Source organism: Mesorhizobium sp. 8, assembly GCF_006351905.1.
Lineage (GTDB): Bacteria > Pseudomonadota > Alphaproteobacteria > Rhizobiales > Rhizobiaceae > Mesorhizobium > Mesorhizobium composti.
In genome coordinates, this window is record NZ_CP040914.1 from 1505846 (window position 1) to 1517639 (window position 11794).

10 protein-coding genes are annotated in these 11794 nt (G+C 65.5%); 6 read left to right on the plus strand and 4 right to left on the minus strand.

Translation table 11 applies throughout. The features are described 5' to 3' along the window. The first annotated feature begins 141 nt into the window (after positions 1-141). Positions 142-1758: a GMC family oxidoreductase N-terminal domain-containing protein gene (locus tag FGU64_RS07120; RefSeq protein WP_139955287.1), complete on the plus strand. Its 1617-nt coding sequence runs from the start codon at positions 142-144 to the stop codon at positions 1756-1758. Continuing rightward, positions 1755-2966, plus strand: coding sequence for a mandelate racemase/muconate lactonizing enzyme family protein (locus FGU64_RS07125; protein ID WP_139951751.1), 1212 nt, complete (start codon positions 1755-1757; stop codon positions 2964-2966). The genes FGU64_RS07120 and FGU64_RS07125 overlap by 4 nt, the downstream gene beginning before the upstream one ends. A 58-nt stretch (positions 2967-3024) precedes the next feature. Here the strand turns inward: FGU64_RS07125 and FGU64_RS07130 are convergent, their stop codons facing one another. Continuing rightward, positions 3025-3960: a diacylglycerol kinase family protein gene (locus tag FGU64_RS07130; protein ID WP_139951754.1), complete on the minus strand. Its 936-nt coding sequence runs from the start codon at positions 3958-3960 to the stop codon at positions 3025-3027. 649 nt (positions 3961-4609) lie between these two features. Here FGU64_RS07130 and FGU64_RS07135 point away from each other — a divergent pair. From FGU64_RS07135 to FGU64_RS07145, 3 genes are all read left to right on the plus strand, one after another. Then, positions 4610-5044, plus strand: coding sequence for a DUF4383 domain-containing protein (locus FGU64_RS07135; RefSeq protein ID WP_139951757.1), 435 nt, complete (start codon positions 4610-4612; stop codon positions 5042-5044). A gap of 6 nt (positions 5045-5050) precedes the next feature. Beyond that, on the plus strand, positions 5051-6181 hold the full coding sequence (locus tag FGU64_RS07140; RefSeq protein WP_139951759.1) for a hypothetical protein: 1131 nt from the start codon (positions 5051-5053) through the stop codon (positions 6179-6181). Positions 6182-6444: 263 nt separating this feature from the next. Next, positions 6445-7809 carry a hypothetical protein gene (locus FGU64_RS07145; protein WP_139951762.1) on the plus strand — a complete coding sequence of 455 codons (1365 nt, stop codon included), beginning with the start codon at positions 6445-6447 and terminating at the stop codon, positions 7807-7809. 72 nt (positions 7810-7881) lie between these two features. Here FGU64_RS07145 and FGU64_RS07150 read toward each other — a convergent pair whose 3' ends face one another. Further along, complete coding sequence (locus FGU64_RS07150) at positions 7882-8508, minus strand: hypothetical protein (RefSeq protein WP_246671257.1); 627 nt, start codon at positions 8506-8508, stop codon at positions 7882-7884. Next, positions 8505-10136, minus strand: a complete 1632-nt coding sequence (locus FGU64_RS07155) for an FAD-binding oxidoreductase (RefSeq protein ID WP_139951765.1) — start codon at positions 10134-10136, stop codon at positions 8505-8507. The genes FGU64_RS07150 and FGU64_RS07155 overlap by 4 nt, the downstream gene beginning before the upstream one ends. Positions 10137-10325: 189 nt before the next feature. Between FGU64_RS07155 and FGU64_RS07160 the strand changes: the two genes are divergently transcribed. Beyond that, positions 10326-10583 (plus strand): SemiSWEET transporter, encoded by a 258-nt coding sequence (locus tag FGU64_RS07160; protein ID WP_230978797.1) that lies wholly within the window; start codon positions 10326-10328, stop codon positions 10581-10583. Positions 10584-10589: 6 nt separating this feature from the next. On the opposite strand, the gene FGU64_RS07165 is transcribed toward FGU64_RS07160, so the two are convergent. Further along, a complete protein-coding gene (locus FGU64_RS07165; RefSeq protein WP_139951767.1) occupies positions 10590-11765 on the minus strand; it encodes a CapA family protein in 1176 nt (391 codons plus the stop codon). Positions 11766-11794 lie beyond the last annotated feature (29 nt).

An 11794-nucleotide genomic window follows, 5' to 3' on the forward strand; every position in this document is an offset into this window, starting at 1 on the left:
GCCCTGTGACGGTGAAGCGTCAACGTCCGCTTCGCAGCGGAAAGATCGTCGTATTTTTCACAAGCGGCGACGCAACCGCCGGTGACGCTGTGCAGCGCCGTGTCTAGGCTGGCCGAAATCTCCGGAGCCGCCGTCGCGACCATGCAGACCTATGATTTCATCGTTGTCGGCTCCGGCTCGGCCGGCTCGGTGCTGGTCGAGCGGCTGTCGGCCTCGGGCCGCTTTTCGGTGCTGGTGCTGGAGGCCGGCGGCAGCGACCGGCGCTTCTACGTGCAGATGCCGCTCGGCTACGGCAAGTGCTTCTTCGATCCTGCCGTCAACTGGAACTACAAGACCGAGCCGGACCCCGGCCTGGCCGGCAATGCCGACCATTGGCCGCGCGGCAAGGTGCTGGGCGGGTCCTCTTCCATCAACGCCATGGTGTGGATCCGAGGCGCCCGCGAGGACTACGAGGACTGGGCGGCCGAAGGCAATCCCGGCTGGGACTGGGAAGACGTTCTGCCCGCCTTCAAGGCGATCGAGGACAATGCGACCGGCGCCGACGCCTGGCGCGGCGCCGGCGGCCCGGTTCACGTCACCCATTGCGAGAAGGCCGTCCATCCGCTGTCGCAACGCTATCTGGCCGCCGCGCAGCAGGCCGGCCTGCCACTCAATGCGGATTTCAACGGCGCAACGCAGGAAGGCGTCGGCATCTACCAGATCAACACCCGCGACGGCCGCCGCATGTCGGCGGCGCGCGCGTTCCTGCGGCCGGCGATGCGGAGAAAAAACGTCCGCGTCGAGACGAACGCGCTGGCGACGAAAATCCTGTTCGAAGGCAAGCGCGCCGTCGGCATCGAGTATGAGCAGAACGGCCGGGTGCACACCGTCCGCGCAGGGCGCGAAGTCATCCTCGCCGCAGGTTCGATCAACTCGCCGCAACTCCTGCAACTGTCCGGTGTCGGCCCCGGCACGCTGCTGCAGGGGCTGGGCATTCCGATGGTGCACGCTAACGCCAATGTGGGCGCCAACCTGCAGGACCATGTCGGCATCAATTACACCTTCAAGGGCCGCACGGCGACGCTGAACCAGATCCTGCGGCCATGGTGGGGCAAGGCGCTGGTCGGCGCGCAATACCTCCTGCTGCGCTCCGGCCCGCTGTCGCTGTCGATGAACAATGCCGGCGGCTTTTTCCGCACCGATCCGGGTCAGACGCGGCCGAACATGCAGCTCTATTTCCAGGCCTTCTCGACCGTCATCCCGAAAAGCGGCGAGCGGCCGATTCTCACACCCGACCCATGGCCGGGCTTCTCCATCGGCCTGTCCAACTGCCGGCCGTCGAGCCGCGGCGAGATCATGATCCGCACGAACAATCCGCGCGATTATCCAAGAATCGTCGCCAACGCGCTCTCCACCAACTCCGATGTCGAGGAGATGCTGGCGGCGGTGAAGTTCGTGCGCAGGATCGCCGCCATGCCGGCCATGGCCGAATATATCATGGAAGAAATTCTGCCCGGTCCGTCAGTGACTTCGGACGAGGACCTGATTCAGGATTTCAGGAAGCGCTCCGGCACCGTCTACCATCCGGTCTCGACCTGCCGCATGGGACCGGACGCCGGGCGCGCGGTGGTGGATGCGCGCCTGCGCGTGCATGGGCTCGAAGGCCTGCGCGTCATCGACGCCTCGGTCTTCCCCGGAAACATCACCGGCAACACCAACGCCCCGACCATCATGGTAGGCTGGAAGGGGGCGCAGATGGTGCTGGAGGACAACGCATGAAAATCACCGACGTCAAGACCTGGGTGGTCGGCAACCCGCCACCCGGCATCGGCGGCAAGTATTTCATCTTCGTCAGGCTGACGACAGATTCAAACGTCGTCGGCTATGGCGAAGCCTACAACGCCACCTTCTCCGCCCATGTCACCGCCCGCATGATCGAGGACATGGCCGAGCGCTATTTCATCGGCCACGATCCGCACGCCATCGAAACCTTCTTCCGCCGCTGCTATTCCTCCGGCTTCACCCAGCGGCCGGACGTCGCCGCCATGGGCTGCTTCTCGGCGCTGGAAATGGCCTGCTGGGACATCATCGGCAAGGAGGCCGGCCAGCCCGTCTATCAACTGCTGGGTGGCAGGGTGCACGAGACGCTGCGCTCCTACACCTATCTCTACCCGCACACCGGTTCGGTCCACACCGAGGACGTCAGCGGCAAGAACGTCTACAACGATCCCGATCTCGCCGCCGAATGCGCCGCCCTCTACGTCGAGCAGGGTTTTAACGCGGTGAAACTCGATCCGGCCGGTCCCTATACCGCCTTCGACGGCCACCAGCCGCGCCTCGTCGACATCGACCTGTCGGCCTGCATGCTGAAGGCGATCCGCGCGGCGGTGGGCACGAAGGCCGACATATTGTTCGGCACGCACGGCCAGTTCACGGCATCGGGTGCGCTACGCATGGCGCGTGCCATCGAACCCTACGATCCGCTGTGGTTCGAGGAACCGGTGCCGCCTGACATGCCTGAAGTGATGGCGGAGGTCGCGCGCAGCACAAAAATCCCCATCGCCACCGGTGAGCGGCTGACGACCAAATTCGAATTCGCCCGCGTCATCGAGAGCCGCGCCGCCACCATCCTGCAACCCGACCTCGGCCGCTCCGGCGGCATTCTCGAGACCAAGAAGATCGCTGCCATGGCCGAGGCATGGCACATTCAGGTCGCGCCGCACTGCTATTGCGGGCCGATCGTCGGCGCGGCCAACATCCAGCTCGCCGCGACGCTGCCGAACTTCCTCATCCTCGAATCGCTGAAGCAATGGGATGGGTTCCACGCGACGCTGCTGAAGAAAAAGATCGAGTGGCAGGACGGCCATGTCATTCCCTCGAGGGAGCCGGGCCTTGGCGTCGAACTCAATGAGGCCGTGTGCGAGGCGCATCCCTATGACGGTAAGGCCTTGCATCTGGAGATGATGCAGACGCCGCTGTTTCCTTGAAGCCAGCCATTTCAATGGCTTAGGCGACGGTGCGGAATCGCGTCCACAACGCCCTGAATCAATATCTGAGCATCAGCGCGCCGGGCAGCATCTCGAATGTCGCCGGGATTCGGCCGGGCGACTCGCCGTCGATATCGATCAGCGCCGCATCGCCGCCGCCGCCAGCCGGTTCGACCACCACCTTTTTGCCGCGCAGGATGGTGATGGCCGGATGGTTGCGGTGCCGTCCGCCATAGACCAGCCTGAGGTCCCAGATCAGCTTCGCCTTGTTGGCGGCGCGCAGGATGACGATATCGAACTGGCCATCATGCAGATCGGCGTCCGGCGCCACCATCATGCCGCCGCCGAAGAATTTTCCGTTGGCCACCGCTACCAGTGCCACTCGACTCTCAATCGGTTCGGCATCGTCGACGGTGATGCGAACGCTCTGGAACCGGTAGCGCACGAACTCCGCCACCGTGCGCCAGTAGAACAGCGCTTTCGCGCTGACGCGGCCCTTGCGCCTGTCGGCGTTGACCGCGCGGTCGGTGGCGCCCGACAGGCCGGCGCTGGCGATGTTGATGAAATGGCGGCTGGCCAGCGCGCCGTGATCGTCGATGTAGGAAATGCGGCCAGCGTCGACCGCCCTGCCCTTTGCCATGGCGATGCGCTCGATCAGCGCGTCCAACTCGCGCGCAAGGCCGAGCCCGCGGGCGAAATCGATGCCGGTGCCGCAGGGCAGCAGCGCCAGTTCGGCCGTGCGGCCCAGTTCGTCGACCGCCTGCAACAGGCCGTCCGCCGCCTCGCTGGCGGTGCCGTCGCCGCCGGCCGCGATCACTAGGTCGCAGCCTTGCGCGGCGAGGTCGAGCGCGAGCCGTTCCGCATCGCCCTCGGCCTGCGTCTCGCGCAGGTCGAAAGCGCCGAAATGCTTTTTCAGCGCGGCGGCGACCAGCGGCCACTCCCGCTTCAGCCTGCCGCCCCCGGCCACAGGGTTGAGAACGACCCCGACTTTCACCCGCGCCTTCCCCCGAGACCGCTCGCCATCTTTTGCCCCTGCCTCGGCGAAACCGCTCCGTTTATCCGAGATTCTGCGATTTACCACCGGATATGCCCGATAACCACTGTATCCACAGGCGCCAGCCGGTTTCCTCACGCGCTTCCGCAGCGTAACCTTCAATCATCTCAGGCGCCACGGATCGCCCCGTCGCAAGACGGAAGACCACGAGGAACGCTTGAGCCCGTACGGCACGACGGAAAGCGGGCTTGCCTGCCGGAAGACGGAGCCGGGACCTGCGGGGCCGCTGACGCGTGCGAACGCCGATGGCGGGCCGATGAGAGCCATGAAGGCCGGTCAAGTCCTTCGATGGCGCGTTGTGGAAGCCCGCAAGGGCCGAAGCGGCGCGATCCGGACCGGAAACCGTCTTCGGACGGCATCCGCAAGGATCGTCAACATCAGGATCGCAATGGCGCGGACTCTTCGGACGACGCCGACAGACCGATCCCAATGTGACAGGGAGGCACCGGGAGCGATCCCGGTGCCGACTGTCTTTTGCGGCAGGCATGCGCCGATCCAGCCCTCTCCCTGCCGCAACCTGTGATAGGCAATGCCTTCACGAATCCGTGAAATCGGCTAGTATCCTCGGCACCTGCAGCGAGGATTCGCCATGACGCTCATCCAGAAACTCGCCGTCGCCTATGGCGTGCTGTTCTTCGCCGTCGTCGCTGTCGGCTACGTGCCGGCCTTCAACGACGCCTCCGGCAACCTGTTCGGGCTGTTCTCGCTGCAATGGTACGACGACCTGCTGCACGCTTTCTCCGGCGTCTGGGCGCTGGTCGCGGCCATGCTGTCGCATCGCCAGTCGGTGTTCTATTTCAGGCTGTTCGGCTCGGTCTACCTGTTCGACGGCATCCTCGGCCTCGTCACCGGGTCGGGCTGTCTCGACGGCGGCATCTTCATCAACGGCTTCCGTTCCTTCGACGACATAGAGTTCCCGGTGCGGGTCTTCGCCAACCTGCCGCATATCGTCATCGGCGGCTTCGCGTTGTGGGTCGGCTTCGTGCTGGCGAAGCGGGTCGGCGATCGGCTCGCCGCGGCCTGAGCGGCGATGGTCCTGTTCCGCTGGCTCTGGCGCCTCGTCAAGCTGGCCATTTGGCTGGCGATCATCGTCGTGCTCATCCCGGTCGTCGGGCTGGGCTACGGTTTCCTGACCACGGAGTCTCCCGACGCGACGCCCCTTCCCGGCCTCGCCGACGGAGCGCCGCCCAAGGCGCTGGCAGCAAAGGTACGTGCCGAAATACCGGGCTACCAACGACCGGAAGAATCGACCTACCTGACCTACCCGGAATGGGCCATCGTCTACGCCGCGCGCGAATATGCCGGCTACGTCAAGGACAATCAGCCGAGCGGCTTTCCCTACTGGTCCTACATCGGCCGTTTCTGGCAGGACTACGCCGCGGTGATCCGCGCCAGTTCGGCCTACCCGTTCAATTTCCAGAACCACCAGATGCTGGCCGTCATCGGCACCAGCCACACCATCGAACATGCAATCCAGTGGGCCTATGAGAACACCGTCGGCCGCGTCACCGAGCTGGCCGCCGGCCGCCGCACGGCGGCGGACATCTATCAGGCCAAGGTCGCCGCCGACTATGCCGCCTTCCTCGACCAGGTGCCGTGGTACGAGTTCCCCTATGCCGAAAAACGCGCGGGCCTGTTCGCCGTCGAACCGGCGCCGGGCGACGGCAGCGTGCGGCCGGGCGAGCGCAAGCTTGCCTTCGGGCTCGCCGACACGATCAAGCAGGGCTACGCCGACCTGATCAAGTCGGCACTCGCCGCCACCGCCGACCCCGCCTTTCTCGATATCCATGTCTGGGCCAAGGGACCGGTTGCGGAAGCGACCCGCAACGAGCCCGACACCGCGCTGGAGCGCGACCTTGGCGCCGACGGCGCCGTCTTCGTGACGAAACGCTACCAGGTCTTCACCGAGATGATCCCGCGCCTCATCGACAAAGGCGTTTCCTTCGTCGAGATCGGCGGCAACGATGAGATCATGGTCACCGTGCTCTCGGCCGACGCGATAGCCGTGCCGGAAGGTGCGCGCCAGCTTTTCGCCTATCCGCTCCCGGCCGATCCAGACCGCCGCCGCACCGGCATGGTCGTTGCCGTGCGTCGGCTGCATACGGTGCTGCCGGCGCTGGCCAGGGCCGGCGCGAGGCTGGAACACGTCTACGACTACTGAAGCGACGTCCGCCCGCCGTGAGCGGCCACTCTCCGCGTTGCGCTGATCTTCAGTATTACGAGTATATCCGGAAGCAACGGCAAAGACGCCGACGTATTGATAGCGAACCATGCGGTCCGCCTTCTGACGCTTACATTGGCGTCATTTACTATAACCGCAAGTCGTCGCGGCACCCCATTTCCAACCCATTGAAAGTATGTATGATTTATTAACAAATTATGAACGCCGGCGTTGCGACCGGTTGAAACAGGCAGGGCAGCGCGATGAATCTCGCCAACATCCTCACCCGCAAGAGCACCATGAAACGTGCCTTCGTCGCGCTCGAAAGCGACATGGACGACATACTGAAGGAGGAGTTCCTTTTGCCGGCGGAGATGGAGGAATCCTCCGCCGCCGGCGAAAACGCCGTCGCCGAATCCGTCGAGGATGCAGGCTGGGAGGCCGAGCCCACCAACGGGGAGGATGAAGGCCACCCGAGCGAGGACGCCCCACAGGAACGCATGACCGCCCAGGCCCAGGCGCGCATTGCCGACATCGCCGCCTTCGAGGAGGCGCGCAGCGCCATGCAGGAGCAACTCGACGCCATCGGCGCCGCGCTGACCAAGATGCAGTCGTCGCATCGCCTCGACCGCGAATTCCTCGACGACTGCTATGCCGACGTGCGGCGCGCCAACGAACTGGAACATGCGGCGGCGGCCCTGTCCTCGGAGAACCGCAAGCTCACCGACCGGCTGGACAAGCTGGAGAAGCTGCGTGGCCGCTACGAGCAGTTGGCCGAGGTGCTGAAGCGGCGCGAGGCCAAGGCACTGGCCGAGGCCGAGCAGATGCGCGAGGAACTCGCTTCCGCCCGGATCGAGGCAATCGACGCCCGCGGCGTCGCTTCGCGCGCCGAGATGGCGCAGAGCGACATGCACACCGCGCTCGCCGCCAAGAACAGCGAAGCCGAACGCTTCATGCGCGAGAACGAGCTGCTGCGCGAGAAGAATGTCAGCCTGTCCCTCGACCTCGACAAGGCCTTGCAGCGGCAGGCCGAGACGCGCCGCAAGTTCGAGGACCTGTCGTCGCTGCATGCCGGCGAGTCCGCCCGCATGGCCAAGATGGCCGCCCGGCTCGCCAGCGAGGAAAAGGAAGCGAACCGGCTGCAGCAATTCGCCGATTCACTCGAGCAGAAGCTGATAGAGGCCAATGAGGCCGCCACCCGCCTCAACCGCGAAATGGACGAGCGCGAGGATATCTACCAGAGCGAGTTGCACGCCTTGCGCGCGGAGATCCAGAGCCTCGTCTCCCGTGTCCAGGCAGGAGTCTCCGACCAGAACGAGACGACGGCGGAGATCGCCGCGCTGAACGCCAGGCTGACGGAATCGGACACGCAGCGGGCATTCGCCGAACGCAAGCTGGCCGACACCATCGCCGAGACGCAGACCGAGAAGGCCCGGCAGTCGAGCCTGCACGAACGGCAGGTCAAGGAAATGCTGGCCAAGATCGAGACGCTGAACCGCACCGTCGCCTCGCTGAGGCAGCAGCGCACGGAAACGACCAACGGCAAGGGCGACCTGCCCGAGCCCTACGCGCCACGCTCGCGCGCCCGCACCACCGCCGGCCGCAAGCGCGCCCGCGCTTTCGCCTGACGCCTCAAGGCGTCGGGTTCGACACGATCCGGCGCCCGGATATCGCGCGGTCGCCCCGGAAGCCGCTCCGCTTCAGAAATCGATCGTCAGGCTTTGCCAGAACCGGTCGATCAGCGGTTGGTCGGTGCCGGCGTTGTCGGCGTCGATACGGGTGATGACCATCACGCCCTGGTCGGTCCCGCCATAGCCGAGAACCTCGTAGTCGACGCTCTCCGTGCGCGTCTTCACCGTTGCCTTGAGACCGATCAGTTCCTTGCCGTCGGCCAGCGTGCGGCTCGTCTTTTGTTGCGTCAGCTCACCGCCCGCCTGTACCGTTTCCTTGGTCATTTCCTGCATCATGAGCTGGTCGAGCGAGACGGGATTGACGGCGGCATAGTCCTGCACCACCACGACCGTGCCGACGGCGGTCGCCAGCAGATGTTGCACGATACCGTCGGTGAGCTGCGTCTTCGTCACCGCCATCGTGCTCGGATGGACAAAGGAGAAGCGCTCGCCCGCATAGGTCGCGAATTCGTTGCGCTCCAACCGCGCCGTCACCTTGCGTCCGTCCGGCAGCGTGATCTCGGCGCTTTCGCCGGCATCGATATCGGTCGCAACACCGTCGACGGTCAGCCGATAGGCTTTTAGCGTGTCCGCGTGTGCCGCCGACAGGCAGCAAGCGGCGGAGAGAAGGAAAGAAACGAGCTTCATCCCCATCATGCGTTTCCCTTTCCGCCGCTGAGCGCCTTCAGGGCGCGATAGAAGGTCGAGGTGAACAGCTCGTCCGGGTCGATTTCCTTCTTCCTCGCCAGGAAGGCCGGCAGTTCCGGATAGGAGGCCAGAAGCTGCGCGCCAGTATAGTGGATCTGGTAGGGCAGGAAGAAGCGGCCGCCGTGCTTCAAGGTCGCGTCGATCAGAGCGCGGGTCAGCGCCCGCATTTGCCGGTTTCCTTCGTCGGTTGCCTGTTGGTTGATGTAGAGCACCAGCGAGAAGGCCGGCTCCGGCGCATAGGTCAGCGCCACATCTTCCCTATGAACGACGCGGATCGAGGCGTTGAGCAGTTGCAGGGGCTGCGCGCGCAGGATTTCGCGCGCCTCTGCGATATAGGCGCCGTAGGCGGCGCGCGGCACGTAGTATTCGTGCAGGATGTCGGTGTCGCCGGCGAGATCGTTGAACAGGTAGGGTACGGAATCGTGCATGGGGTTATTGCGGGTGACGAGGCACGCCTCGCCCTCGCCCATCGCCTCGGTGCGCGCCACCGTGCAGGCCTCGAAGCGCGGCTCGAGCGTCTTTTCGGTGAACCATTTCAGTTCCTGGAACAGCCCGCCCCATTTGGCCATGTTCATGATGAGGCGCTTGATGCCGACCGCGCCCGGCTCGCCGATCGGCGGCTGGTCGGCGGGCGGCTCGTCCGCCACTTTGTCGTAGCGGTAGACGATCATGTCTTCGAGGAAGTTGCCCGGCGCGGTGGACAGATGGCCGTAGAACAGGCCGGTATCCCTGTCGGGCTCCAGCACGTCGGCGAAAAAGGCCGGAAAATCGTCGGATCGGATGATCTCGCGCGAGGTGCGGTAGACGGTGTTCCCGACGATATCCAGCGTCGCCTCCAGCACGACGCCGAACAGACCGTAGCCACCGACCACATGGCGGAACAGGTCGCCGTTTTGGTCACGCGAGCAGGTCGCCACCGAACCGTCGGCCAGCATCACCTTGAGCGAACGGATCGAACCGGCCACCGAGCCGGCCTGATGGTCCATGCCGTGCGCGTTGACCGACAGCGAGCCGCCGACGGAAAAAATGTCTGTCGACTGCATCGCCTTCACCGCGAAGCGCGGATGCAGGCGGTTCTGGATGTCGTGCCAGGTGGCGCCGGGCTGCGCCGTCATGGCCATGGCATCGGCATCGACCGTCACGGCGTTGAAGGCGCGCATGTCGAGCACCAGCGCGTTGTCGTCGAAGGCCTGGCCGCCCATCGAGTGGCGCACCGCTGCAATCGAGACTTTCAGGCCGTTGGCACGGGCGAAGGCAAGCGCCCGCGCGACGTGCTCTTCGCTCGAAACCTCGACCACGCCGTAGACCGGCGTGCGGGACAGGCCGCTGGCGTCGTTGAGCATGCCGCCCTTGGCCAGCCATGGCAGCGACGGATCGTAGGCGGGCTGAGGATCCAGCGGCTTGAGGGCCAGCGTCACGCCGTCGGCATCCAGGATGCGGCCGGCGTCCTTGGTGCCGGAAGGGCCGCGCATCAGCCGCGCCACCGTATTGCCGCCCCACAGCACCGCGCCGCCTACCACGGCCGTACCCAGAAGCATGCGCCGGGACAGGCGGAAGCCCTTGCGTTCCTCGATCATGCGGTCCCCTCGTGGAAGCCAATCGATAGCGCGCGCTTCCGCCAAAGGCCAGACCGCCCCGCCGGCCGCCGGGCCGTGAGAACCGGTCCGGTTCGATTGGGCCAGCACAGGCGTTGCCGCTTCACAGCGACGGGCAAATCTGGCATATCACGCGCCGCGCGGATGCGTGCCTTTCAGAAAGTCGCTGCCTTGAATCCCCTGTACGAACTCGTCGGCTCCCTCGCCGCGTGCATCACCACCCTTGCGTGGCTGCCACAGATCGTAAAAATCCTGCGTGAGCGACAGGCAAAGGACATTTCACTGGTCACCACCGCCGCGCTGGCCTCCGGCGTCTTCCTGTGGATCGTCTACGGCCTCGCCATCGGCTCGCTGCCGGTGATCCTCGCCAACACCGTCTCCTTCCTGTTCATCGCGGCCATCGTCGGCCTGAAGCTGCGCTTCGGCTAAAACGGCCTACGCCGCATCTTCGGCACCCATGACCGCCGCAAGCCGACGGACGACCTTGTCGCGCAACCGCACGTCCAGCGCCTCGACCGGCACCAGCCGCTCGCGCCCCGTCTCGCACAGACGAAAGAAGGGATGCATCCGGTAGCCGGCGATCCGGCCACGCATCGCCTCGTCGAGGCTGATGTCCACAGCAAGCATGGCGCCGATCCGCCCCGGCCAAGGCTGCCGCACGAAGGCCGTGCCGAGGAAATCGCCCAGCCCGTAGGCGACGAGCGAACCGCCAATGCGCTCCAGCGGCTGCACGACATGGGCATGGCCGCCGACGATCAGCCCGACGCCGGCTTGCGCCAGACGCCGCGCCAAGGCGCGGGTTTCGGCGCGGGGAAAGTGGCGGAACTCCCAGTCCCAGTGCGGCACCGCGCAGAGCAGGTCGCAGGCCTGCATGGTTTCGCGCGGCCATGACGCCGGATCGGTCGTCATGCCGACCCGTCCTGCGAAATCGCGTGCGGGGGCGTTATACCATTGAGTAAACGCGGAAAATCCGACCGTCAGCGTCCCCCCACCCCTAATCCCTCCCCTCAAGGGGGAGGAGGACTTGGGCGCGGCAGCTTCCCCTCCCCCTTGAGGGGAGGGGTTAGGGGTGGGGGTGCCTCGACGATATTGAGCCTGGAACGATGCTGAGAGAAGGACGACCCTCGCCACCGGCTCGCCGGCCAAACCGATGGTGCGGATGCCCAGCCCGGCGAGCGCCTCCAGCGTCTCCCTAAATCCCTCGACGCCCTGATCCAGCGCGTGGTTGTTGGCAATCGACAACACCAGCCTTTCGCGCACGATGCCCACGGCTTCCAAGGCCTCGCCAAGGAATCCCGCGGTCATGGTATGGCGGATGCCCAGCCGCGTGCCGAGCCCGAAGCGCGGCCGCTCGACCACCGGGCTCTCGCAATTGCCGACGACGAGATCGGCCGAGGCGAACAGGTCGCGAAGGGCCGGATCGACGGTCGGCGCCGCCCGGTTCGCCACCGCCGAAAGATCGCCGACGAACACCAGCCGCGCCTTATGGCGGGGCACCGGCTCGATCCATTCGGCCCGTCGTGCCGCAAAGCCCTTCCGGTCGCCGGCCAGCGACGGGCTCAAAAAGCGTGGCAGCCAGGAAAGCTTATAGGAAAGCGGAAAATTCGACACGAAGCGCCCGGATTTTTGCCTGTGTTAAA

What these genes read in the sequence shown, in the direction of transcription:
- FGU64_RS07120 (WP_139955287.1), top strand. Translation starts at nt 142, where the DNA reads ATGCAGACCTATGATTTCATCGTTGTCGGCTCCGGCTCGGCCGGCTCG.
- FGU64_RS07125 (WP_139951751.1), top strand. Translation starts at nt 1,755, where the DNA reads ATGAAAATCACCGACGTCAAGACCTGGGTGGTCGGCAACCCGCCACCC.
- FGU64_RS07135 (WP_139951757.1), top strand. Translation starts at nt 4,610, where the DNA reads ATGACGCTCATCCAGAAACTCGCCGTCGCCTATGGCGTGCTGTTCTTC.
- FGU64_RS07140 (WP_139951759.1), top strand. Translation starts at nt 5,051, where the DNA reads ATGGTCCTGTTCCGCTGGCTCTGGCGCCTCGTCAAGCTGGCCATTTGG.
- FGU64_RS07145 (WP_139951762.1), top strand. Translation starts at nt 6,445, where the DNA reads ATGAATCTCGCCAACATCCTCACCCGCAAGAGCACCATGAAACGTGCC.
- FGU64_RS07150 (WP_246671257.1), bottom strand. Translation starts at nt 8,508, where the DNA reads ATGATGGGGATGAAGCTCGTTTCTTTCCTTCTCTCCGCCGCTTGCTGC.
- FGU64_RS07155 (WP_139951765.1), bottom strand. Translation starts at nt 10,136, where the DNA reads ATGATCGAGGAACGCAAGGGCTTCCGCCTGTCCCGGCGCATGCTTCTG.